19 protein-coding genes are annotated in these 23,491 nt (G+C 59.1%); 4 read left to right on the forward strand and 15 right to left on the reverse strand.

Annotation, left to right across the window (positions count from 1 at the left end; translation table 11 throughout):
* Positions 1-13: 13 nt before the first annotated feature.
* Positions 14-1,009, reverse strand: coding sequence for an aldo/keto reductase (locus tag Poly24_RS06250; protein ID WP_145092029.1), 996 nt, complete (start codon positions 1,007-1,009; stop codon positions 14-16).
* Positions 1,010-1,398: 389 nt separating this feature from the next.
* Here Poly24_RS06250 and Poly24_RS06255 point away from each other — a divergent pair, with 389 nt between their 5' ends.
* A complete protein-coding gene (locus Poly24_RS06255) occupies positions 1,399-2,703 on the forward strand; it encodes a PQQ-binding-like beta-propeller repeat protein (RefSeq protein ID WP_231753494.1) in 1,305 nt (434 codons plus the stop codon).
* A 98-nt stretch (positions 2,704-2,801) separates the two neighbouring features.
* Here Poly24_RS06255 and Poly24_RS06260 read toward each other — a convergent pair whose 3' ends face one another.
* The 12 genes from Poly24_RS06260 to Poly24_RS06315 all read right to left on the reverse strand — a co-directional run bounded on the left by Poly24_RS06260 (position 2,802) and on the right by Poly24_RS06315 (position 17,837).
* Complete coding sequence (locus Poly24_RS06260; protein ID WP_231753495.1) at positions 2,802-3,377, reverse strand: hypothetical protein; 576 nt, start codon at positions 3,375-3,377, stop codon at positions 2,802-2,804.
* A gap of 530 nt (positions 3,378-3,907) precedes the next feature.
* The gene (locus Poly24_RS06265) at positions 3,908-5,275 is read right to left on the reverse strand and encodes a BON domain-containing protein (protein WP_145092032.1); all 1,368 of its coding nucleotides are present in this window, start codon (positions 5,273-5,275) and stop codon (positions 3,908-3,910) included.
* A 390-nt stretch (positions 5,276-5,665) separates the two neighbouring features.
* The gene (locus Poly24_RS06270; RefSeq protein ID WP_145092035.1) at positions 5,666-6,007 is read right to left on the reverse strand and encodes a hypothetical protein; all 342 of its coding nucleotides are present in this window, start codon (positions 6,005-6,007) and stop codon (positions 5,666-5,668) included.
* 6 nt (positions 6,008-6,013) lie between these two features.
* Positions 6,014-7,966, reverse strand: coding sequence for a PDZ domain-containing protein (locus Poly24_RS06275; RefSeq protein WP_197452363.1), 1,953 nt, complete (start codon positions 7,964-7,966; stop codon positions 6,014-6,016).
* An 18-nt stretch (positions 7,967-7,984) separates the two neighbouring features.
* Positions 7,985-8,995: a S1C family serine protease gene (locus Poly24_RS06280; protein ID WP_145092040.1), complete on the reverse strand. Its 1,011-nt coding sequence runs from the start codon at positions 8,993-8,995 to the stop codon at positions 7,985-7,987.
* A complete protein-coding gene (locus Poly24_RS06285) occupies positions 8,985-10,703 on the reverse strand; it encodes a S1C family serine protease (protein WP_145092043.1) in 1,719 nt (572 codons plus the stop codon). Before Poly24_RS06285 ends, Poly24_RS06280 begins: the two co-directional genes overlap by 11 nt.
* Complete coding sequence (locus tag Poly24_RS06290) at positions 10,700-11,848, reverse strand: NPCBM/NEW2 domain-containing protein (protein WP_145092046.1); 1,149 nt, start codon at positions 11,846-11,848, stop codon at positions 10,700-10,702. Before Poly24_RS06290 ends, Poly24_RS06285 begins: the two co-directional genes overlap by 4 nt.
* A gap of 185 nt (positions 11,849-12,033) precedes the next feature.
* A complete protein-coding gene (locus tag Poly24_RS06295) occupies positions 12,034-12,894 on the reverse strand; it encodes an HAD-IIA family hydrolase (RefSeq protein ID WP_145092049.1) in 861 nt (286 codons plus the stop codon).
* 522 nt (positions 12,895-13,416) lie between these two features.
* Entirely contained in the window at positions 13,417-13,872 is a 456-nt protein-coding gene (locus tag Poly24_RS06300) for an SRPBCC family protein (RefSeq protein ID WP_197452364.1), read from the reverse strand.
* Complete coding sequence (locus Poly24_RS06305; RefSeq protein ID WP_197452365.1) at positions 13,869-15,155, reverse strand: PQQ-binding-like beta-propeller repeat protein; 1,287 nt, start codon at positions 15,153-15,155, stop codon at positions 13,869-13,871. The genes Poly24_RS06300 and Poly24_RS06305 overlap by 4 nt, the downstream gene beginning before the upstream one ends.
* Before the next feature lie 281 nt (positions 15,156-15,436).
* Entirely contained in the window at positions 15,437-17,101 is a 1,665-nt protein-coding gene (locus Poly24_RS06310; RefSeq protein ID WP_391556911.1) for a DEAD/DEAH box helicase, read from the reverse strand.
* Between the two features lie 166 nt (positions 17,102-17,267).
* A complete protein-coding gene (locus tag Poly24_RS06315; protein WP_145092057.1) occupies positions 17,268-17,837 on the reverse strand; it encodes a hypothetical protein in 570 nt (189 codons plus the stop codon).
* 274 nt (positions 17,838-18,111) lie between these two features.
* Here Poly24_RS06315 and Poly24_RS06320 point away from each other — a divergent pair, with 274 nt between their 5' ends.
* Positions 18,112-18,573: a hypothetical protein gene (locus Poly24_RS06320; RefSeq protein ID WP_145092060.1), complete on the forward strand. Its 462-nt coding sequence runs from the start codon at positions 18,112-18,114 to the stop codon at positions 18,571-18,573.
* Positions 18,574-18,630: 57 nt separating this feature from the next.
* Here Poly24_RS06320 and Poly24_RS06325 read toward each other — a convergent pair whose 3' ends face one another.
* Positions 18,631-19,077 carry an NUDIX domain-containing protein gene (locus Poly24_RS06325; RefSeq protein WP_145092063.1) on the reverse strand — a complete coding sequence of 149 codons (447 nt, stop codon included), beginning with the start codon at positions 19,075-19,077 and terminating at the stop codon, positions 18,631-18,633.
* Positions 19,078-19,118: 41 nt separating this feature from the next.
* Here Poly24_RS06325 and Poly24_RS06330 point away from each other — a divergent pair, with 41 nt between their 5' ends.
* Entirely contained in the window at positions 19,119-20,435 is a 1,317-nt protein-coding gene (locus Poly24_RS06330; protein WP_197452366.1) for a CCA tRNA nucleotidyltransferase, read from the forward strand.
* Between the two features lie 246 nt (positions 20,436-20,681).
* Positions 20,682-22,028, forward strand: a complete 1,347-nt coding sequence (locus Poly24_RS06335; RefSeq protein ID WP_145092069.1) for an acetylxylan esterase — start codon at positions 20,682-20,684, stop codon at positions 22,026-22,028.
* A gap of 184 nt (positions 22,029-22,212) precedes the next feature.
* On the opposite strand, the gene Poly24_RS06340 is transcribed toward Poly24_RS06335, so the two are convergent.
* Positions 22,213-23,478 carry a sialidase family protein gene (locus tag Poly24_RS06340; protein WP_145092072.1) on the reverse strand — a complete coding sequence of 422 codons (1,266 nt, stop codon included), beginning with the start codon at positions 23,476-23,478 and terminating at the stop codon, positions 22,213-22,215.
* Positions 23,479-23,491 lie beyond the last annotated feature (13 nt).

Below are 23,491 nucleotides of genomic sequence, written 5' to 3' on the forward strand. Positions count from 1 at the left end.
CTTCGCCTTGGGGTTAGTGGATCCGTGAGCCCTCGGTCGACTGCCAAAGGTCGGCGTTGGGGCCCATCGCTTGTTTCAGGGGATCGGTCACTTGATTCACTTGTTTTAGCAGTTCTTTGTCTAACGGTCGGGCGATCGTCGCCGCATTGGCCGCAATCTGTTCGGGCGAACTGGCACCGACCAGGATCGATGTGATCTGTGGATTCGACGCCAGCCAACGCAGGGCCAGTTCGACCATCGTATTGTGCGAAACGTCAGCGAACTGTTGCAGGCATTCGATCGTGTCGAAGGTCAGCGCTTCGTGACCGGCTTCGTCGTGCCGGACATGTTCGCGTTGCGAGGAAAAGTGCCGGCTACGGGCTCGCGTTGCGGGAACCTCATCGGCCGATTTCCACTGGCCGCGCAACATCCCGTGCATCAAGGGACTGTAGGCGAGGACACCCATCTTCTGCTTTTTGCAACGGGGCAGGATCTCACTCTCGATCGCGCGGAACAGCAGGTTGTAGGGCAATTGATTGGTCGCTGGCTTTTCCAAAGCACAAACCACATCCAACTGTTGCGGGCCAAGATTGCAGACGCCAACGGCGCGAGCCTTGCCAAGTTGTTTCAGTTCGATCAACGCGCCCCAGACTTCCGCTAGCTCGGCATCGGTGCCGGCCCAGTGGATTTGGTAGAGGTCGACGTAGTCGGTTTTCAATCGGGTCAAAGAAGCATCAAGCCCTGCGGCGACCGCATCGGCGGTTGTCTGTGCGGGGGTGCACTTGGTTGCGATTTGAACTTCGCTACGCTTCCCTACCAACAATTCGCCCAGCAGCGTTTCGTTGGCCCCGTCGGCATACATCGTGGCGGTGTCAAACAGCGTGATCCCGGCGTCCAACGCGGCTGCAACGATTGCTTGGGCCGCCGCCGGATCGCGTTGGCCCCAATGGAAATCGCTGGTCAAACCCCAACAGCCAAGAGCCAGTTGAGAGACGGTGACGTCGGTTCCGGGAAGGGTGGTTTGTTTCATCGCGCTGCCAAATTTTGCCTGTTCTGATCCACGTGAAAAGGAGCAACCGATCGCGCTTCGTCGGTGAAGCGGTGGCGGTCGCCGGAAGCGGGTGCCGCACGCGGTGGGATTTGAAAGGAACGTCTCTTCTTAAGGGCCTGATGTTATACTTCAATCCCGTCGCCGCAACATCCTCGGCAGCCCGCCGCGAGCCGGATTCCACGCCCCACACCGGCAATCCGCCGGTTGACGCCACCCTTGGCAGACAGTTTCATACCGATTGCCCAGGATCGTAGGAACTCAAGTTTTCGGTCTCCAACATCTGTTCTTGGGCTGACAATCGGCAGCCCTGCGCCGCAACGCAACTTGGGGTTCGCCATTTGCTACCCGCCTTCCAAGGATTCTTTGCAATGAAGATCAACGACCACTTGCCGCTGTTGGTTAAGATTCTGTGTTTCATTTTTCCTGCCCTCCCGGCGCTGGGACAATCCACCGATTGGCCGCAGTGGCGTGGCCCGCATCGCGACGGAAAAGCTGCCGCGCAGGCGTTGCTGCAGGAATGGCCTGCCGAAGGGCCGAAGCTGAAGTGGACCTTCCGCGACTGTGGCGTCGGCTATTCCGCGTTCTCGATCGTGGGTGACCAATTATTCACGATGGGGCTGGAAGAGGGCCAGTGCTTTGTGATCGCGTTAAAGCCGAGCGATGGCAGCGAAATCTGGCGCTCGCCAATCGGACCGGCTGCCAAAGAGGACGCCTATCTGATGGGCTGGGGGGGCGGACCACGGAGCACTCCAACCGTCGATGGCGACCATCTTTATGCGCTCAGCGATACCGGCGTGTTGGCTTGCTTGAAAACCGCCGATGGTGAACTGGTTTGGAAAGTCAGCCTGGTCGACGATTTCGGCGGCTCGATTCCCAAATGGGGTTACAGCGAATCGGCGTTGATCGACGGCGACCGCGTGATCGTCACGCCCGGGGGTAAAAACTTTATGATCGGTTTGGATAAACAAACCGGAAAACAGATCTGGGGCAGCGAAGGGATCGAAGCCAAGGCGCAGTATGCGTCGGTAATCAAACACACCGTCGATGGGATCACGTTTTACGTCACCGCCAGCAACCCGGGACTGATCGCTGTCGATGCAACCAGCGGCAAGCAGGTGTTTGCCGACACGGGGACCGCCAACGGCGTCGCAGTGATCCCAACGCCGATCGCAACGGGCGACTTGGTTTACCACACGTCGGCCTACGATGCCGGCAACACGTTGGTCAAATTGGCCAAGGGGGAAGCGGGAACCCTGGCTGTTGAACCTGTCTATTCGCTTTCGAAGGAATCCAAAAGCATGGAAAACCACCACGGCGGCGTCGTGTTGGTCGATGGCGTGATCTACGGATTCACCAAGACGAATCGCGGCAATTGGATGGCTCAAGACTTCCAAACGGGCGATACGCTGTGGATGGAATCGGTCGGCAAGACGCGCAGCGGTTCGATCGCGTTTGCCGATGGACGTCTGTACTGTTATGGCGATCAAGACGGTTCGGTCGTGTTAGCCGAACCCAGCCGCAACGGTTTGGTAACCAAAGGCAAGTTGGTGCTGCCCGAACAAACCAGCATCGATCGCGGCAAGGGAGCGATCTGGGCCCACCCCGTGATCGCTGGCCAGACGTTGTTTTTGCGAGATCAGGATTTGGTTTTTGCGTTTGACCTGACCCCATAGAACTTCCGCTTTCGGTTCGCCCCTGTCTACGAAAAAAGCCTGACTGCGATCGCTCGCAGCCAGGCTTCTTTTTCGTTCGTGATGCGGTCTGGAGACCGTTACATTTCGGGGACCGTGGCCGGATCGACATCGCCCACCATGTGCAGGTGGTTGTGATCGACATAGATGACTTCGACCGAGTCCTGATCCTCAAGCGTGTGTGGCACTGGGTATCCGACGATGGTTCGTTCGGAGAAGTAGACCGTGCACTTGTAGTGGGCGTGGTGCAATTGAACCGGGCCGACCAAAGGCATCACGCGAGGTGGATCGATGTAGTCGGCGATCTTCTCCTTGATGATCCGAACGTTGTTGCGTTGACGTTCAAACAAGAACGGCACACCACCTTGAATCGGACGCGCTTTTTCAAGCGCCATCATGACCTCATCGTCGCTTGGCGGATCCAACGCGATCGGTGGACCACCGGAGGTGATCGGTCCGATGATCGGCACGCGTGCATAACGCTCATGCTCCCAGAATTTCTCTTCCTGACGGTGCTGGTAGTAAGAGCTGACTGGGATCGGGAGTCCAAAAATTCCCAACGAAGCCCCTTGGCTCATGCCAATGCAACCCGCCGAACTGACGGCCGCCAATGCGGCAAGCAGGGTGAGGAGTGTCTGTGATCCTTTGCGATTCATCCAATCAGTCCTTCGCGGTTGACTATCCATCGTCGCCAGCGGCTGGTGCGTGTTCTTCCAGAGTCACGCTAGCTGCTTCTGGAAATCCTGTTTCCAATGTTATCTATCGTGTAAACTTGTAACGATCTTGCGGGTTTTTCGGGTAATCCGCCAAATTCGTGGTCGCTAGCATCCGCAGGCCATTAAAGAGGGGCGAGTGGGTGTGGCCAAAGGGGGCGGTGTTTTCCAGCGATTACGGGTTCGCCGCGGTGGGGAAGCGATGCGGTCGCGTATTGCACTGCGTTGAAATTGCCGTAGTTCGGACAGTGATTGACCTCGCGAATGCCTCGCGCCTGTCGCGGGCCCCCTGAAGATCCCACGACGGCTGGCGCTCATCGAGCGCTGACGATCCACACGACGGCCGGTGGCAGCGAACCCAGAGGGCGTCGGTGCCTGGGAAGCAAGTGGTCACGGCAAACGAAAAAAGCCCCCGACATAATGTCGAGGGCCTTTCATCGCAAGCGGTTCAGAAGGGGTTGTCTGACGTTTGGCTAGCGTGACTTCGACGAGTAGTCCAGCTGCCACCATCCGTCGTCCCATTCCAAGGTCACCTTACGCCAGTTCAACGGAACTTGCGGGTAAGGATAAAACGGTCCGATGTACGGCCAGGCCGAAGGACTGTATTGCTTGGGGTAAGACAGGGCTGCATAGTTTGGATAGGCCGAATAGCCTGGCCATGCGTAGTTAGGCAGGTTGGGTTGATCGGTTCGTGGCGAACCGTAAGCCATCCCTGCAGATGCGGGTTGCATCGGCATCGGTTGGCCGCCCATCATCGTCGCTCCTTGAACCATCATGCCGCTCGATGCGTTGGCATATGGTTGTGGCATGGTGCTAGGACGATAAGGAACCGGCATCATCCGAGCTGGCGAACGTGTCATGCCAGCCTGTGGAGCCGCGTGAGCAACGGGGCGTGGCACAGGGCGAACCGACGCGGGAGCGAGTCCCTGCGGCAGTGGCATCGGCGACGCTTGGAACACGGGAACCGAATCCGAGGCTTGGCGAACCTTAGCCGAAGGATCTTGCATCAGGACCTTGATGTCATCCACAACGTTGGTGACGCCAGGGACATTGCGGACGATTTCGAGCATCGATGCGCGTTGTTCGCCGGTCACGGTCCGACCTTGCAGCCAAACTTCACCATCGTTGGTGGTGATGTCCATGGCAAAGCCACGCAGACGACCATCTTGCTTGGCTTGTGTCAACGCTTGGGTAATCCGAGCGTTCAATTCGCGGTCGCGATCGCCCGCGGTGGGCTGAGCCGCCACAGGACGCTTGTTGCCAACGGGCATGACTTCGATCGGTTCGATCGACGATGCCAATTGGGTCACAGGCCCCGCGGTTGGTTGTGCGATCGCTTCGGGAACGATCACCTTTTGAGCAGGCTTTACGATGCCTGCAGGCTTAATGTCCGCAGCGGGTTTCACCACGCCGGCGGGAGTTGCGTCGACGATCATCACCGGTTGCGGCTTCTTGATCGACGAGATCGCGTTGGTCTTGGGAACCGATTGGACGGCTGGTTTGCCCATCACCAAAGTTGGTTCGGCGGTTTGTGCCGCTTTGCTGTCATTGGCGGTTGCCACGGGCAGCTTCATGTCATCGACGATATCCTTGATCCCGTCCACGCTTTTGGTCGCTTCGAGAACCAGGTTGCGTTGCGCCAAGGAAGCGACGCTGCCGTTGAAGGCGACGACGCCATCGTTGACCTTCAGGTCGACCTTAAAGTCTTTCAACGCGCCCGAGTCGCGATGAGTTTTCAGTTTCAAAATAATCTGTTCGGCGATCTCGCGATCTCCCGACCACGCACTCAGCGGCATCGACATCGTTGCCATCATCGCCATACCGACAAATAGTCGTCGCATGGTAACCCCTCCCTAAGTTCAATTTGTGGATCCCGCAGGATCTCTTGCTGCGATTCTTTACCGGTGAAAGCGGTCTGAGAACAACTTCGCTGCCACCTAACGAAAACCCTTCTGGATCGATCTGCCAAACAGGGCAAATACGTTCGAAACCGAACCGGTTCGTACCGAGCACCGAAGCCAAGCGCAAACCTGTTCCATTGAAGTTTTCGGCCAGACGAATATGCAGCCGATACGGTTTTTTCCGATTTTGTTGGTCTTCCCGATTTCGCGTAGCTTGCGGTTACGCGTTCGAAGTGCCAACACGGTCGCCGAAAGCGTCGGATGAAGAGGGCTAGCTTCGCCCAATCGAAGTCGCCAGCGGGGCAAGCGTGCCGCGCGAACGAGGCCGACTTACGACGATCGAAAGAAGCGAATAAAGGCGCCCAACGCCAGCAGCGAGCTGAACAGAGGAATCAGCACAAGCAGCAGTTTGGGTTGGAATACCGCAGCGCCGATCAAGATCACGACGACCGCTGTTGCCCCCGGCGGCAACCACGCCGCCGGACGCCGAATCACCGGCAGGGCAACCCAACAGGCCAGCAGCACAAAGCCCACACGCAACAATGCGGCGTTAGAAACCGATTGCCCTAACCGATCGCTAAACGCTTCGCGAAAACCGCCCCACAGCAGCAGGCTGACAGCGGCGACCAGCAGCAGATTCCGCTGAAGTTTCGACGACGTTTCATCACTCATTTGCAATCAAATCCGATCCAACGAACGGATCCAACGCCCGACCGTATCTTGAATTTTGGGGTCATCGGCCAACGGCTCTTTCTCCGACGACGGCGCTTGCAGCACGGGAAAGCCGACGTTGGCGATCATGCGTCCCCAGATCGGCATTTCATCCCCGCCCACGACCAGAAACTGTAGCGGCGACGCCGGATCGTTTTCGCTCAACGCAAACCCTCCCGGGCGGCTGCCCGCCGCGGCAACTGCTCCGCGAATCAGTTCGCGGTTGCGCATCGCAACCATCATGCTCATCTCGGACCCTGCGCCGTAACCCGCAACCACAACCTGCTGCGGTTCGACGTTGATCGCCTTTTGGGCCTGTTGAATCAGCCGCACGATCACATCGCTTTCGGCGGGCTTCCAGCGGTCCGTTTCCGCTGCGCCGATCACCAGAACGGCGATCTGATGCTCCGCCGCTTCGCTCCGCCAAGCCTCGGCCAACGGTTCCAACTTTTCCGTACCAGGACGCGCCAGCAAGACCAGCAACCCGAGGCTGGGACGGGCGTCCCCTTTTGGTTTCAGCAACCGACTGGTGTTGGAAACGTCGGGCAGCGAACGGGGGACGATTTCCCAAGCCTCTTCGCCGATCGGATCCTTCAGTTCGGGGAGTTCGGCAACGACGGTGTCGGGAGTCGATTGCAGGTCGCAGCGAACGTCCAACGGTTTGCCGTCGCGAAGGACGGTCAAATCCAAGTCCTCTCCAGGAGGATGTGTCATCACCAACAACCGGGCTCGATCGATGTCGTCGATCTTGTTGCCATCGATCGCTTGGATCGTGTCGCCGATCTGCAGCTTCGCCTTGGCGGCGGCCGAGTCGTCAAAAATGTGAGTGATTTCCAGCGATTCGCCCTGCGGATCGGCCAGCACGCCGAGGACGCGAGGCCGGAAAGCGGGGATATCAGCGGCCAATTCGACCTCGAATTCCAGTTCCTTCTCGTCGCGGAGGACCTTGATTTTCAAGACCTCTCCCGCATCGCGTGGTCCCAGCAATTGTTTGATATCAGCGTTCCAGCGGACCGCTTCTCCATCGATCGCTAACAATTCGTCGTCGGCTTGAATACCGGCTCGTTTCGCTGGCGAGAGGGCCAGGACAGCCGACAGCGTGCGGTCGTCGGAAAAGGGCATCTTGCTGGCCGGTACGATCCCCAGCTTGCCCGCGCGGATGTCTTTGCCCGCTTTCATTTGATCGATCCGGCTGGCGATTGCTTCGGCCGAAACGACAAAGGCGATTCCCGAATCGTACCAGTCCGACTTCTCTCCCGCTGAACCGGCTTCGGGTTTCATCGGGACCGAGATCCCGATCATTTCGCCTTCGATATCGACGACCGGACCGCCATAAAACGACGGTGAAATACGGGCATCGATCTGAACGGCTCGGCCGTACATCCGCCCAGTGGCACTGACGATGCCGATCGAAACCGAAGGGGTTTCCGGTGCGATCCCGCGGCCGACTGCGATCGCCCACTGGCCAACGCGAACCTTCTCGCTGCGTTGCAACGCGACATGGTTCGCCGAACCGCTAGGCTTTGTTTTCAGCAGCACCAGCTCGCGGCTGAAGTCCCGCGCGACGAGTTCAGCTGGCTGCCGCGAACCGTCCGCTTCGACGATCAAGATGCTCGCCGGCGTCTCTTCCAAGCCCCACAGGCTGGTCAGAACATGCCCTTGGTCATCGATCCGCGTTCCCGAGATCGGCGCTCCCAGGGTCAGTTCTCCCTGCGATGCCGAAGCTCCGATCGTTTCGATCTGCACGACGGCACCCGCCGTCTGCTGGATCGCTTGTTGGATCGCTGCGTATTCGGCGTCTTGAGCGTTTGCGACGCCCGGCGACAGCGACGCGGCAACCGCGACGGCCAGCCCAAAGCCCGCAAAAAACGGCGTGATGAACCGGCGGCCTGGCCGCGGCGACTGGTTGTTTTGTCTCATGTGTTTCATCCTAACTGACTATCGAACCAGTCTCAGCGACAAGATTTCCGAGCCCCGCTGCAGGACGATTGGAACCGGGTCGCGGCGATCGATGCTGCGCAGCTGCTCCAACAGGCGGTCCTGGTTTTCGATCCGGACCTTCCCGACCAACAGAATCAAATCGTCGGGCCTCAGCCCCGCCGCGTCGGCGGGCGATTTCGGAACGACGGCGTCGACGTAGGCGGGCGTCTGGTCCAAGACATTGGGGACCATCAACAGCCCCAGCGTTTCAAAGTTGTGCGATTTGTCGCGAGCCAACAGCTCCGTTTTTGGCGGCTCGACGATCGCTTCGCCCGAGACGATTGCTAGCAGCCGCGGTCGCAGCGTCGTTGCGGGCAGGGCGTAGTTCAGCCAAGCACCGCTGCGCGCGTCGCGAAGTTCCTTCCCCAGCATGCCGACCAATTCGCCAGCTCGCGTGACCAGAGCACCTCCCGCCGCGCCGGGGTTATTCGCGACCAAGTCCAAGATCAGGACCTCGCCTTGATAAGCCGATTTGAAGACGCCGCTGCGAGCGTCCAGTTCGGCAACACCTGCGACATAGCCCTGCATCACGCTGGCGGGCTCGCGTCCGGTGGCGATGTTAAACAGGTTGCTGATCGCTAGCACTGGCTGGCCTGCTTGCGTCGGTGGGACCTCGCGAATCGCAAAGTAAGGCAAATCGCCCGCTTCGATTTTCAAGACCGCCAGTTCCAGCTGCGGTTCAAACCCGACAACCTCGGCTTCGAAGCGTCGTCCGTCGTCGAGGATCACCACGGGATCGACGTCCAGGACATAGCTCCATGCCGTCGCGATGTGCCCTTCGGGGGAGACGAGGAAGCCGCTTTGATAGGCTTCCAGGCCGCCCAAGCCGCCGGCACCGTAGACCTTCACGACTTTACGCCGCGCGTCCTGGATCGTCTTTTTGACAGGATACTGAGCCCGCAGCGTGGCGGTATTCAGGACCAGCGTCGCTAGCAACGCCACGATCATGCATCGAATTTTATTGTTCATTTGCCGACGCCTTCCATTGTTCGACCTGCATCCGCCAAGCCCGTCGCTCGCCGAAGTAGAGCGACAGTCCCACGGGTTGATTATTGTCCCCCGCTTCGATCAACAGCTCCGCCGGGTCGCGAAAGCGATCGGCCCAGCATTCGACAGCTTCCAGCCGCCCCGATTCGGGATCGAAGTAGAACCATGACTCGAGTTCTCCGGAGGTGCCGACCAAGACGTTGCGGAGCGGATATTCGCCACGCAGTGGCATCGTCCCCAGATAATAGACCTCACCGAATCGATCCGGTCCCAACGCGACCATCCGCTGCCAAGCGTCCAGGCAGGCGGCGAAGGCGGGCAATTGCTGGCTATCGATCCCGTCGTACAGAGCGGTCGGGTCGAGGAGCGTCGGCTGGCCCCCATCGGTTGCGATCGAGACCTGCTTGCCCAGGTTCAGTTCCAGCACGGGGCCGTCGTTGTCGGTTGGCCCTTCGATCGTCCAAGCTCCCGACGCATCGGGGCTGTGCTTCTTCAAAGCCTCCCACAACCGCTGCTGATGCAGTCGATTGAAGTAGTAATTGGCGTATCCATGTTTGGCTTCGTAAACCGCTTCGACAGACGCGGGCAGTTCGGCGTCGTGCGCATTTGCAGCGGCGATCTGATCCTTCTCGGCGTCCCCTTCCTTTTGCTTCGGTCGGGGTGGAGGTGGCGGCATCGACGCGGCCATCTTCTCCAGCAGTTCATCGCGGCCGTGGACGCCCGCCAAGCGAACGATCGTGTCGACGTTGCGGCCTTCATGGCGGAAGCTGATCGGCACGCGCCAGCCTTTGGGAAGCGTGCCGAGGACGTTTTGCAGATCGTTAGCCGACGCGACGTCGCGGCGGTTGACCGCCAGGATTTCCGCACCGTAACGCAGCCCGCGGCGGTAGGCGTCGGAGTTCTCCAGGATGTTGCTGACAATCACCTTCCCTTCGTCGGTGGCAACGGTCGCACCTAGCGTGGCGTGGTCGACGATCCGGCCGCTGTGCAGATAGCCGAGGAAGTTCTTGGCCTGGTTGATCGAGATCGCGTAGCCGACGCCAACGTTTACGCGGCCTCGCTTTTCGAAGGAGGCACGGCCGACGATGCCGATCAATTTCGAATCGGCGGCGTACAGCGGACCGCCCGAATTTCCTGGGTTGATCGACGCGTCGGTTTGCAAGCAATCGGCATATTCCAAAAGCGTTCCCGACGGATATTGATAGCGATGGACGCCGCTGATCAACCCCCAGGTGACGGTCGGTTGCAGGTCGTTGGCCAGCAGGAACGGATTGCCGATCACCATGCACCAATCGCCCTGTTGGACGCGGTCGCTGTTCCCTAGCTCTGCGGCGGAGAAGTCGCTGCGTCCCAGAAGTTTCACGAGCGCCAGGTCGCCGACCGGATCGATTCCCACGATCACGGTGTCGTACAGATTTCCGTCGGCCATCCCGCAGACCATGTACGCGCCGGCGGGGCTGCTGACGTGGAAATTGGTCAGCGCGAAACCTTCGGGATCGATGACCACTCCGCTGCCGCCTCCCGCTCCGCTGGGAACGAACACGCTAACAGCCGAATTGGTCGCCTGGGCGATCGCCGCAATCCGATCCGCTTCGGCTTTCAAAACACTTGCATCGACATCCGCAGCGCGGCTGTTTGCCGGCAGGGCGACAAGCAGACACGCGGCTAAAAACGACTTCCGGTCGATCATTTTCGCAACCTCGGTTTCCTGAGCAGAAGAGCATCTCCGGTCGAACTGTCCTGCCCCGATTCGACGCGGATCTGCAACCGTCGTTTCCCCGCGACATCCAATTGGATCGCTTCGGGCAACTCCGCCGCCGTCAGCTTTTTGTCCAACGCCGCATCATCGTCCAACTGGATCACCAAGCGGACGACGCCGCCGTCGAAGGAGCGGTTGGGAGTTTCGACGATCGTTTCAAACAATCGATCGTCGTCCCCCAATCGGATCGTCAGTTCCGAACCAGCCGACAGAGCGATCCCCGACGCGACATCACGCGGGCCGAACAGCGTCTTCGAAAACGCGGGGTCCAACAGTCCGCCAATCGCTGCGGCGAATGAAACGCTTGCCGCGTCGGCAGCTCGCAGCATCCGCACGTTGCCGCGGAATTCGATCTGTTGAATTCGATCCAACGCAAACGTGCGCGAGATGCCCGCGGCGGTTTCCAGCTGCAGCGTTTTGCCTTGGCCGGTGATTTTGCTAGCTGCCCAAGTCGATCCGGCGATATCGGTGATCTGAGCTTGGATCTTTGTTGGTTCGGCGTCGCTGCCGCGGAAGACGATGCCTTCCAAGCGGTCCAGCGGCGCGTCGACTTGTTGCCCTCCCAGGTCGAACGAGACCGCATCGCGACCGATGGCCAGAACCGTACCGGCGATTTCATCCAGTTGATCGCTGCCGGCACGTACCACCAAGGTGTCAGCCGGTTTGTCCGCGGCTTGCTTCTGTTCCCATTGTTCGTTGATGCCTTGGGCAACCGGTGGGCGGAAACGGATCCAGGCGACTTGTTTCAGCGGGACGTCTAAGGTGGCGTCGTCGGCCGCAGCTCCCAACAGATCGAGGGTCACCGACTTGCCTTCGGCTTGAACGCTGCGCACCCTCAACTGACTGCCATCGACGAGCCCGACACGGATCGCTGTGGCCGATGGGGAGGCGTCGGCGTTGCGACGCAATTTGACGACCGATTCGATTGGGTATTGTTCGGTTTTGCCCGCGGTTTCGATCGTTATCGCGGTTTCATCGATCGCGACCCAATTGCCCGCAATCTTTTGCCCATCGACGCTGTCGACGGTCACCTGACCGAGCCCCGCGACGATCAGCAAGAATCCAATAAAAGCCATGTTTGGGTATGCCAGCTGTGATGAATACCAAGGGACGCGACTCGTCCCGACGCTCCATTGTAGGCTGAAAACCTTAACATGTCTTGGATCGTGAGGTGCGATCAGGCAGCAGGACCAAAAAACGGCCACCCACGCGGGTGGCTAGGCCTGTCCGGAAATCGCATCGCAAAACTTCCGACGGCAACCTACCGGTGCGCCAACTGGATCGGGCGACGTTGATCTCGATAGCCCATCGGCGGCAGTTCGTCCTCGGGCAATCCAAACAGCGACTCCAGCCGGCAGCTGGGATCGGCCAGCTCGGCGACCGATTCGACCACCAGATCGGGACCGAAGGCATAGTTGTCCAGATCGGCCAATTGAGTTCCTCCCGAAAGGGCCAACACGGTGTGATATCCCATCTGCACGCCGCCAATGATATCGGTCTCCATTGTGTCGCCGATCATGACGGTTTCCGATGTGGACAGTCCCAATTGTTTGCGCGCCGCACGCATCATCACAGGGCTCGGTTTGCCCATGCTGGATGCCTTTTTGCCGGTCGCCATTTCCAGGAAGGCCACCGTCGCACCACATCCGGGGCGGGTTCCACTGGCCGTTGGACAGTTCGGGTCGAGATTCGTTGCGATCAATTTCGCACCCGCCAGGATCATCCGTGTGGCGGCGTCCAGGGCTTCGGCGGTGACGGTTCGACCTTCGCCTACAACCACATAGTCGGGATCGGTATCGACAATCGAATAACCGTTCAGATGCAGCGCCTGCAGCAAGCCTCCTTCGCCGATCACATACGCGGTCCCTTGAGGCTTCTGTTTGGAAAGGAAGCTCGCCGTCGCCATTGCACAGGTAAATATCTGCTCCTCGCGGGCGTCGATCCCCATCCTTTGCAACCGCACCGCGACATCGCGTTGGGTGCGTTGACTGTTGTTGGTCAAAAACAGAAACGGGTGATCGTTCTGATGCAGTCGGGCGATGAATTGATCGGCACCCGGAATCAATTGGTTGCCTTTGTAGATCACGCCGTCCATGTCGATCAAGAATCCAAGTTTGCTCATTTTCAAAGCCTTTAAAAGGAATATTGTTGGATGATTCGCAAGTTGTCTGTCGCGACCCACCAGCCGCGGGGGCTTGTCTGAATTCAGACGCTTGGCAGGTCGCTGGGGTTTGCGAATTGTTAGGGTTGAAATCGCTGGTACGGAAAACCATTGGCAGGGAGCTTACGCAAGTGCCGCGCCACTTCTGTTTCCTTTGGGGAAATAGAACGCCAGCAAACCTGGCTGGGGAAGGTTTGCGTCAGATAACTCCCCGCAATCGATCGATTAAGCGGTTCCGCTTTCCCGATTTGTTGCAGCAATCCGATAGATTAAACTTTCGGTCGCAGCGGAGATGCCGAAGATGTAAGACTACTTGCCAATCCGTTGCGCAGTCGCTGCACAGTTACCCGACAGCGAATCGAGGCGAGTTGCGATGTGGCGGGCAAGACCGGGGTTCCGTTCGCTACCGGTCTGGGGCAGATGGAGTTCCGTTGCGATCGGCGTGTTGCGTAGATCGGGTGCACCGCGTTCGATATCGATTTCTCAAGCCGCGTTGGCTTGTTCGACTGCCCGTTTTAAGTGCCCCAAGTTATGACGGATCCGCTTGCGGGCAATCCAACGGATCAGTGGCGCCGCCATTCGAGTGGGGATGCGCATTAGCGGCTGGAAGTGCAGCTGAACGTCTTGCCTGACGATCGTCTTATCCCCCGCCGGTTTCAATCGGTAATCGACTCGCACACGCATCCCCCCCTGATTGATCCGCATCCCCAGCAATTGGTCTTGGCGGAAGGCGACGATCTCGCCCGACGTTTCGACGACCCGTTTCTTATACTGAAACCGCTGCTGGAATTGCGTGCCGATCCGCTGGCCAGCGACCGATTGGTGCGCGTTGGCGATCATTTGAGGAACCCACTGCAGGACCCGCTGCGGATTGTCCAGCCACAGGAAGACTTCGGCGGGGGGGCCTGTGATCGTGATATCATCTCCGGTGCAAATCACGGCTTTTCGATGCGGTAGAGCGCTTTGGCGGTCCGCAGCAGGATCGACGAATCCAATGGAGCGAGACTGGCCAACGTTCGCTCGCCGAGGTCGTTCCTCGCCAATTCCTGGAAGTCACGACTGGCTTGGATCACCGTTGTCTCTCCCGCTTCGCTTGTGAAGTAGATCTTACCGTCGGCCAACAGGGGCGAGGCGGAGTATTGTCCGCCGATCCGTTTCTGCCAGATCCGGTCGCCACTGGCAGCGTCCAAGCAATAGGCAACGCCTGCGTCGTTGATCATATAAAGCAGCCCCGACTGCATCAGCGGCGTCGGCGTCTTGGGAGCCCCTTTGTCCAGCTGCCACAACACGTTTGTCTCGGTGATGTTCCCGCGGCCGCGCGGGTCGATCGCCAACAGGCCCCCTTTGTCGTAGCTGGTGCAGACGACCAAGATACCGCCGACGTAAACCGGTTGAGGAATCACCGAATAGCCGTCGTAGTCGACTTGCCAAAGGATCGATCCATCGGCCGGATCGATCCCCAAAACACAATTGCTTCCCGGTGCGACGATCTGTTGTTTCCCGTCGACCTCGATCACTGCGGGGGTGCTAAAGGAAAACTTCTTCTTCGCCTCGACGGGCCGCGGGCACTTCCACGCCAACTCGCCGGTGTCGGTCTTTAGGGCTGCGATGAAGGGTTCGCTGGCACCATCGCAAGTGAAGACCAACCGATTGTCAACCAACACTGGCGAGCCGCCGTTACCGTGAATGGCCTTGAAGCTCAGGTCGCGATTGATCCACAGTGTCTTGCCTTGCAAGTCGGTGCAGACGGTTCCTTGGAATCCGAAATGAGAGTAGAGTCGGTCGCCATCGAGGATCGAGGTCGGGCTGGCGTGCGAATTTTTGGCGTGGATCTTTTGAGTCTCTTCCGCCGTTTGATGGATCAACGTTTGTTGCGTTTGCAGTTCGCCTGTCTCGGCGTCGATGATCAGAAGCGACAGATCGAAGCTGCCGTTGGAAGCCTCTTCCCCCACCGCCGCTTTGTCGCTGGGAATCGCAGCGGTCAGATAGATCCTCTTTCCATCGGTCACCGGCGACGACCAACCTTCGCCCGGCAGTTCGGTCCGCCAGCGAATGTTCTTCGTGGGATCCCACTGCACCGGCAGCGCTACGTCCGAGACGATCCCCGCTCGATCGGCACCGCGGAACTGAGTCCAAGTCGGTTCGACAGCGGTCGCTTTGGAAACTCCAAAGCCTGCCAACAGGAGGACGATTGGCAGGAATCGATTAGTGCGTGTATCCATCAAGGGGCTCGCTGGCATGGTGAATGGGAGAAACTCAACCAGTTTAAACACCGCCAGCGAAGATGGCTATTGTCGTTCCCCACGCTAGACCGTGAGAGGAGTCAGGCTGCGTACGAGCTGAACTAGCGTTAACGGGGAATGGAGATTGGTAGGAATGATTGGCGGGCAGGATGATGGAGGCAGAATGATTTTTATTGAGGTAATCATTCTGCCCCCATCATTCTGCCAAACCTCGCTCTGCCAGTTCCTATCATCCTGCTGCTTAGGTAGCAGAATTAGTTTTAGATCGTTTTGACGATCCCTTCGGGGGTGCGGAGCTTGAAGAGGCCGAAGATGTCGTCGCGGCTGAGCCCGACGGTGCCGGGGCTGGCGCTGTCGGAGAAGACCGATTCGAACAGCTCTCGCTTTTGGTCCAGGACTTCGGCGATCCGTTGTTCGATCGTGTTCATCGCCAGCATCCGCGTGATCGTCACCGATCCGGCCGCTCCAATCCGGTGGGCGCGGTTGATCGCTTGATCCTCGATCGCCGGATTCCACCAACGATCGAACAGGAAGACGTACCGGCAGAACTGAAGGTTCAGCCCCACGCTTCCCGCTCCGTAGCTCATCAAGATCACATGCTTGCTGGGATCGTTCTTAAATTGATCGATTACGCCGTCCCGCTTTTTGTGCGGGATCCTGCCGTGATATTCCAGCGGCCCAAAGCGTTCGAGCGCCGGCCGCATCTTGTCGATACTCTTGACCCATTGGCTGAAGACGATCGCCTTGTGTCCGCTCGCCGCCACCTCTTCCATGTCGGCGACCAAGCGTTCCATCTTGGTGCTGGTCCCGGTGGCGGGGTCGAAGTTGCAGATCTGTTTCAGCCGCAGGACGAGCTCAAAGACGTGCTGGACGGTCAGCGATTTGCCCATCTCTTCCAACTGGATCACGCCGCTATCTTCGGCCTGTTGATAGGTCGCCCATTGTTCGGGAGTCAGATCCAATTCGGCGTCGCGGAACAACCGCGGCGGCATGTCGGTGAGCACTTTATCTTTGGTGCGTCGCAAGACAAAGTCGCGAGTCGCTTTGCCCAACGCCAACGGCGTCATGTCGTTGTTCAGATATCCAGGCGACAAAAACTCGAAGATCCCGACCAGATCGTTGGGGCTGTTTTCGATCGGCGTTCCGGTCAGCGCCCACGACCGTTTGCGAGAGATCGCATGGACGATCTTGCTGGTCGTGCTGTTGCGGTTCTTGATCCGTTGAGCTTCGTCCAACGCGACCAGATCAAATTTCAATTCGGGGTCGGTGACGACGTCGCGATCGCGCATCAGCAATTCGTAATTGGCGATCTTCACCGGCGTCGCCCGATGCCGCCACTGCCAAGCCCGCTTCTCCGCATCTCCCTCGACGATTCCCACAGGAATCTCGGGAGCCCAGAGTTTGAACTCGCGCTGCCAGTTGGTAACTAGTGGCTTGGGGCAGACCAGCAGAATGCTGCTCGCTTCGCCCGAACACAACAGGAACCGGATCGTGCTGATCGCCTGCATCGTTTTGCCCAGCCCCATCTCATCGGCCAACACGGCGGCGTAGCGGGGGAACAGAAACGCGATCCCATCGAACTGATACGGGAAAGGCTTAAACGGAAAGTTCAACTCGCCCGAACCGACCAGCGATTCCATCGGCGGCTGCAACAGATAGTACAACCGGTCCTGTAGCTTGATCACATCCGACGGCGGCTCGATCCGCGTGGCCGACTTCTTTTTCTTCGCCTTCGGCTCTGGATCCTCTTCCGGAACAACGATCTCGTCGGCCGGTTGGACCTTCTTGCGGACGATCTTCTCTTCCGACTTCTTTCCCCACATCGGCGATTCTGGGAAATCGAAGCCGGTCGTCTTGATCTTGATATTGTTCAACTTGACCGACAGCAGCTTCGGCGTCTCGAAGGCCAGCGGTTCGCTGATCAATTCGACGCTCGGCGCCTCGGGATCCTCGTCGGCATACCAGCTCGGTTCGGCGAGAACGATCCGCAGATCGGGGCGCGCAGGGGCAGCCGGTTCGTCGTCTTCGGGAGCTCGATCGGAGAAAGCAAGTAGGTTCACGCGTACCTTGCAGTGGTTCGTGGTGGGAACGTTAGGCGGCGGCGCGGGACGTGCCACGGGCTTCACTGAACGCTTCGCGAATGCGATCGAACGGTTCGTTCAGATCGAACGTCGCGGGTAACTTCTGCAGGATCTCCATCACCTCGTCACGCTGCCCCGGCGACGCGATCGCTTGCCATCCGTCGACCTCGATCACATCGTCGATGTTCGCTCGCTTGCTGACCTCGGTGCAGGCGAACGGGATCCCGCTGCGACGGGCCAGCGGCAGCGCGTCGACGTTGTCGGCAAGGACCAACTGAGTCTTCATCTTGGCACGATCCAACAGCGCCTTGCCTATCAGGTCGCCGACCAGATAGGCGCCCAGGGAGGGACCGTAGAGGATTTGTTGGGTGCGAGTCGGTCGCAGAGGCAACGAACAATGAAACTCCAGCGGGCGGCCGCTGGAATTGAGGACCAGATAGCCCCCCATCCAGCCTGCGGTTTCGTCGTTTTGCACCAGGTAAAAACCAAGGTTGATGTCGTTCTTGGTCGCCAAGATCGTGTGCCTCCAGCGGCATTCATGTTGCATCGTCAATTGCCGCGGCAAAGTCGCCGCAATCATTCCAATCGGTACGACACCTGCGACCGCTTGAGCTTTGCTGACCGATGCGAGCGGAGAATTTTTCGACGCTATCAAACCTACAAACGGCCCGATTGTGGCCGCTTTCCCTGCTTGCCCGACCCAACTTGGATGGGTCTATATCGCGCTATCGTTCGATCCGGCATGCAACGCAAATCTTTCAATTTGATAAACATTTCTAGATGCTCGACATTTTCAACAGGCCGTGGTTATACTCGAAAAGTCCTCATTTTTTGCAATCATTGGAGCCTCGACGATGTCCAATCCTCACCGACCGGTATCGCCTATTTTTAGCATCGATGTCTCGGCGGAGCCCCCCACAGCGGCAAGCCCTCAGTTCGATGGTGACGAACTGGTTGTCGAGCTGCTGCGAGAACTTGTGGTCGGCCAACAGAAGCAGAATCAGTTACTCGAACAGATGGCGCAACAGACCGCTGCGATGCAAAAGCAACGGACCAATGAACTGCAACAGTGGAAAGATGCCAATCCGTTGCTATCAAAGCACTGTCACCGCGCCGCCGAAACACTCAGCCGCGTGCAGACCCAGTTCCTGGAAAATCTGACCGTCGAAGTGCTCGACAATGCCGAGCATCTGGTCGATGGCGAATTCATGCTCAACGAGTTTGTCGATCGCTTTGGGCCGCGGATGGCACACCTCAACGGAGTGCTGCAAGTCTTGGCCCAATTGGGAACCGGTCAGCCGGCATCGGAAACCTGATCCCGTCTATTAATAGGTAGCCGCATCGCGAGGTCGTTCCCACGCGGGGGCGACCGATCAGTAATCGATCGGCAGCTTGAACGCCCCTTGCTGCCAAGCTCCTAAAAAATCGGGCATGCTGCCCAACAGATCCCGCCGCGGAGTGATCTCGCTTCGCTTGAGCCAGAAAATCTCTTCGACCTCGGCTGGGTTGGGAACCGGATCCAAATCGTGGGCCGCTTCGATCAACCACCATCCCAGTTCGGTCCCCCATCGCGTAACGCTCTCCCAGATCCGTTGGGTGGGGACGATGTCGATCGCCAGTTCTTCTTGCATCTCGCGAACCAAGGCGTCCTGTTCCGACTCTCCCGCTTCGACGCCGCCGCCAGCGAAACAGACGAATCCCGGCGCGGTGACCGTTTTGCTGCGACGGATCAACAGAAACCGATCTTCGCGTAAAATGACACCGACGACTCCCATCCCGGTCCGTTGGCGTCGATCGGCACGATCCTTGTTTGTGTCCATTGCGTCTTGCTCTTGTTCTCGTGGAATTTTGGAAACCCGTAGTGACCGACTCCGACCAGCCGCTCGACCCTCGCGAACGCTTCGCCCGCAGCGTCGTGCAAAAACTAACCGATGCCGGCCACATCGCCTACTTCGCCGGCGGCTGTGTCCGCGACCGGATCCTCGGTCTGCGGCCCAAGGATTTTGACGTCGCCACCGACGCCACGCCCGATCGAATTCGCGAACTCTTCGGTCGACGGCGAACGCTGGCGATCGGGGCGGCCTTTGGAGTGGTCAGTGTATTGGGTCGCAAAGGTGCCGGGGAAGACCCGATCGAAGTCGCGACCTTCCGCAGCGATGGCGATTACAGCGACGGCCGTCGCCCCGATTCGGTGGTTTTCAGTTCTCCCGAACACGATGCCCAACGACGCGACTTTACGATCAACGGCCTGTTCTACGATCCGATCGCCGGCCGAGTGATCGATTTCGTCGACGGACGCAGCGATCTCCAGGCGGGTGTGTTGCGGGCGATCGGCGATCCCGACGCGCGGATCTGCGAAGACAAGTTGCGGATGCTGCGAGCCGTCCGGATGGCGACGGTATTCGGATTTGAGATCGAATCGGCAACCCGCGACGCGCTCCATCGTCATGCCGCCGAAATCGATGTCGTCAGCAACGAACGGGTCGGCGCCGAGATGCGGCGTCTGTTAGCCGCGACCGCCGCTTTCGATGGGCTCGCGACGCTCCGCGAGACTCGGATCAGCGACGTCGTCTTTCCCCAGTTGGCTGAAATCTGGGAGGCGGCGATTCCTCAAGCCGATCTGCCAGCGCAGTTCTCCTTCCCCGCAGCAACCGGCGCCGTGCTGCTGTCGAAACTATTGGGGGCGCGGCGCGAGTGTGACTTCGTCTCGGGATTGATCGTTTGCCTGTTGGCGATCCAGTGGAGCGGTGGTGATTCGGGCAATGCGCTCCGTCGAATCGCCGACTTGTGGCGATTGTCGAACGAAGAGACGGCGCGGGCTGCGTTTGCTTTAGAGAGTTTGTCGACGGTGCTGCAAGCCGATCGCCAGCCCTGGTCGATCGTGCAGCCAGTCCTCGCGGCTCGCTACGCTGGCGATGCGGTCACGCTTGCCGAAACCGTGACCCGCGCGATGGACCTGCCGGGCGAAGCGGTCGCCGTCGCGCGACAGCGACTCGGCTGGGATCGCGCCCGACTCGATCCGCCTGCGCTCCTCAGTGGCAACACACTGCAGAAACTGGGGCTCACCCCGGGCCCAGGATTTCGCGAGATCCTACAAGACGTGCGGGCTCGCCAACTGGACGGTGAATTAAACGATGCGGAAGTGGCAACCGGATATGTTCGCCAAACTTACTTTTAGGTCGGCGATAGCGCGCGTTTCCGGTGAGGCCCGTGCTGGGAAAGCGTTTTTCGCGACTATGTAAATCAGCAGGCGTGCGGTCGCCTGTCGGTGGGGGGGCAAGTCGGAACACGGATTTTCCCAGCGCGTCGATGCGTTTCGGAAAATTTGAAAGCTGACAATACCGTCGTGATTTGCTGGCTATAATCGACAACCCGCAAGTAAAATCTTCCCGCCACCCTCTCTTAACCCACCTGGAAATACGCCATGCGTCGATTCTCTCTCCTCCGCAGCCATGCGCTGCTGCTCGCGTTCGCTCTTCCTCTCCTCGTCTCCAACGCTCCACTGCACGCCGCCGAAGCTTATGCCTTGAGCGTCGCTGCCGATCGCGACGACGCGATCTACGATTCGGGCGAAGCCGCTGCATTTGTGATCTCGGTGAAGCAGGGGGATCAACCGGCGACCGATGGGAAGCTGACCTATGTGGTCGACGATTTTTTGCGGAGCGGCAAAAGCGGAGGTTATCCCGAAGGAGAGGTTTCGCTCGATGGGAAGCCAATTCGCGTCGCGGTGACATCGGACCAACCGAATGTCTTGCGATGCCAAGTCACCTTCACACCGGCCGAGGGCAAGCCGATTCGCAGGATGGCGGGACTCGCGTTTTCGCCGACCGAGATCCAACCGAGCATGCCGGTCCCCGATGACTTCGACGCCTTCTGGGCCGAGCAGAAACGCCAACTAGCCGAAGTCGAGATCACGCCGACGCTGACCCCCGTCGCCTACAGGGACGAACAAATCGCATGCTTTGACGTTCAAGTTCCCTGCTTGGGCGGCGCTCCCGTATCGGGATATTTTGCCAAGCCAGAAGCGGCGGAAGCGAAGAGCTTGCCAGCGATTTTGTGGGTTCATGGCGCGGGCGTGCGAAGCTCGTCGCTCGCCAACGCAATCAAAGGTGCCAACGCGGGGATGCTGTCGATGGACATCAACGCGCACGGAATTCCCAACGGCAAGCCCGCTGAATTCTACGCTCAACAGAGTGGCGGCCCGCTGAATAACTATCGTTATGCCGGCCGCGACAGCCGCGAGACAAGCTATTTCCGTGGGATGTTTTTGCGACTGGTTCGCGCGATCGACTTCCTGACGATGCAACCGGAATGGAACGGACGTGAAGTGATCGTGATCGGTCACAGCCAAGGGGGCGGCCAAGCATTGGTCGCTGGCGGATTGGATCCGCGTGTCACCTTGATCGCGACCGGCGTCCCGGCGATCTGCGATCACACCGGAAACGTCGCCGGCCGCGTCAACGGCTGGCCGAAACTGGTTCCCAACGGGCCCGATGGAAAGCCCGAACCGGCGGCACTGGAAGCGTCGCGCTACGTCGACTCGGTCAACTTCGCCTCGCGATGCAAGGCCGACGCGATCATGAGCGTCGGTTTTGTCGATGTCACCTGTCCGCCGACTAGCTGTTACGCCGCGTACAACGCGTTGTTGGGCGAGAAGACGATGATCAATGAACCTTTGATGGGACACAACGCGCCGGCTCATATCCAGAAAGCGTTCTTCGATCGCGTGCTTGAGCACGTCGAACAAAGTCAACCCGCAGCGGCCAAGTAGACCGCCGCAGGAATTGGAGCGATCGTCTGTCGTTTACCACCAATCCCGTTCAACGAAGCGTAGTGGACGAGGTTACGAGTCCTTTTGCATCAGGCCAAATCGCTGGGACTCGTAACCTCGTCCACTACATCCCGCCGCTAATTCTTTCGACGGTCCGAGGCTCCTTCGTTGAACGGTATTGCGTTTACCACAGCGGCAGACGATTGGGACGGGACCAACGGATACGAGCCAGCAGCACATCGCCGCGGTATCCATCCCTTGGCATCCATTCCCCGACCGTGATCCACGATTCGTCGGGGCTGGCGTGGGTGACGTGGAAGTTGCCCATCAAGGCAACTTGATTGGGTTCGTTCACTCCATCGCCGACCAGCGGCAATGCGACTTGTTCGGTCTCTCGGATCAAGCATTGTCGCTCCACATCGACCTGTGCGACCCACAGAGGTGAACGCCAACGCATGACGTTTGTGTTGGAAGCGTCCTCACGCGTGTAGACCAGAAACAGCCCGTCGCTGTGTGTCAGCCAGTGTTGTTGCGTTGTCGACATTCCGATCGGTGTGCCGTCTTCCCATGCCCACGCCTTTTTAGGCGACCAGTTCAGCCCGTCGTCGCTGCTGCTGACATATCCGCGATTGTCTTCGGCGCGGATCGTCATCCAGAACTTGCCATCAAACTCGGTCACGCTTGGTTCCAGCAATCCGCGGCCGTGGCGGTTCTCCAGCGGCGGGCCGACTTCACGCATCGTCAGTTGGTCGCCGTCGTAAGCTGCGTGGACACCCGCGACCATCCGGTTCTTCTCTCCGGGCCCAAAGGTGAACGACATCTGCACGTCGCCATTGGGCAACACGACGCGTTGACCACATCCATTGGAGTAGATGGAGGTGTTGCGTGGATCTTCCCACTGGAGGATCTTCCGCGGCGACCAAGTGCCATCGGCGGCGCGGGTGGCATAAACGGGATAGCGCGACAACTGTTCGTTCCGAGCAAAATATTTGCCTTTATAAAAGACGACGTGCCCCAGGGCGAGGACCGAATTCGATTGGGGGTGGTACTGCGGAACGACGTCGCAGACCGCAGCTTTCAAGTCGTCGCTACGGCCCGGGATCGGATCGCGTCCCAACGCCGGAATCGGTTCGGGATCGCTCCACGTCTTCCCCAGATCAGTCGACGTCGACCAACAGACAGGGCCGAAATAGTCTGACCCGCCGATCTCTTGAATCGTCATCAGCGCGATCGGTTTGCCATCGGGGCCCGGCATCATGCAGGCTCGCGGATGAAACCAAGTCGCTCCCTTGCCATCGCGATTTTCCCACAGCGTTTGCTTGGAGATCGAAGCGATCAGCGGTTCGTCGGCGCGGGCAAGCGTCGCCAAGTTCGCTCCCACGCAAATTGCGATTATGATGGCGATCCGCAGGTGGTGCTTCGGGTTAACGGATAAACTTGCGGTAGACATCGTGAATTCCTCA

The organism is Rosistilla carotiformis (genome assembly GCF_007753095.1).
Classification (GTDB): Bacteria; Planctomycetota; Planctomycetia; order Pirellulales; family Pirellulaceae; genus Rosistilla; species Rosistilla carotiformis.

What these genes read in the sequence shown, in the direction of transcription:
- Poly24_RS06250 (WP_145092029.1), bottom strand. Translation starts at nt 1,009, where the DNA reads ATGAAACAAACCACCCTTCCCGGAACCGACGTCACCGTCTCTCAACTG.
- Poly24_RS06255 (WP_231753494.1), top strand. Translation starts at nt 1,399, where the DNA reads ATGAAGATCAACGACCACTTGCCGCTGTTGGTTAAGATTCTGTGTTTC.
- Poly24_RS06260 (WP_231753495.1), bottom strand. Translation starts at nt 3,377, where the DNA reads ATGAATCGCAAAGGATCACAGACACTCCTCACCCTGCTTGCCGCATTG.
- Poly24_RS06265 (WP_145092032.1), bottom strand. Translation starts at nt 5,275, where the DNA reads ATGCGACGACTATTTGTCGGTATGGCGATGATGGCAACGATGTCGATG.
- Poly24_RS06270 (WP_145092035.1), bottom strand. Translation starts at nt 6,007, where the DNA reads ATGAGTGATGAAACGTCGTCGAAACTTCAGCGGAATCTGCTGCTGGTC.
- Poly24_RS06275 (WP_197452363.1), bottom strand. Translation starts at nt 7,966, where the DNA reads ATGAGACAAAACAACCAGTCGCCGCGGCCAGGCCGCCGGTTCATCACG.
- Poly24_RS06280 (WP_145092040.1), bottom strand. Translation starts at nt 8,995, where the DNA reads ATGAACAATAAAATTCGATGCATGATCGTGGCGTTGCTAGCGACGCTG.
- Poly24_RS06285 (WP_145092043.1), bottom strand. Translation starts at nt 10,703, where the DNA reads ATGATCGACCGGAAGTCGTTTTTAGCCGCGTGTCTGCTTGTCGCCCTG.
- Poly24_RS06290 (WP_145092046.1), bottom strand. Translation starts at nt 11,848, where the DNA reads ATGGCTTTTATTGGATTCTTGCTGATCGTCGCGGGGCTCGGTCAGGTG.
- Poly24_RS06295 (WP_145092049.1), bottom strand. Translation starts at nt 12,894, where the DNA reads ATGAGCAAACTTGGATTCTTGATCGACATGGACGGCGTGATCTACAAA.
- Poly24_RS06305 (WP_197452365.1), bottom strand. Translation starts at nt 15,155, where the DNA reads ATGGATACACGCACTAATCGATTCCTGCCAATCGTCCTCCTGTTGGCA.
- Poly24_RS06315 (WP_145092057.1), bottom strand. Translation starts at nt 17,837, where the DNA reads ATGATTGCGGCGACTTTGCCGCGGCAATTGACGATGCAACATGAATGC.
- Poly24_RS06320 (WP_145092060.1), top strand. Translation starts at nt 18,112, where the DNA reads ATGTCCAATCCTCACCGACCGGTATCGCCTATTTTTAGCATCGATGTC.
- Poly24_RS06325 (WP_145092063.1), bottom strand. Translation starts at nt 19,077, where the DNA reads ATGGACACAAACAAGGATCGTGCCGATCGACGCCAACGGACCGGGATG.
- Poly24_RS06335 (WP_145092069.1), top strand. Translation starts at nt 20,682, where the DNA reads ATGCGTCGATTCTCTCTCCTCCGCAGCCATGCGCTGCTGCTCGCGTTC.
- Poly24_RS06340 (WP_145092072.1), bottom strand. Translation starts at nt 23,478, where the DNA reads ATGTCTACCGCAAGTTTATCCGTTAACCCGAAGCACCACCTGCGGATC.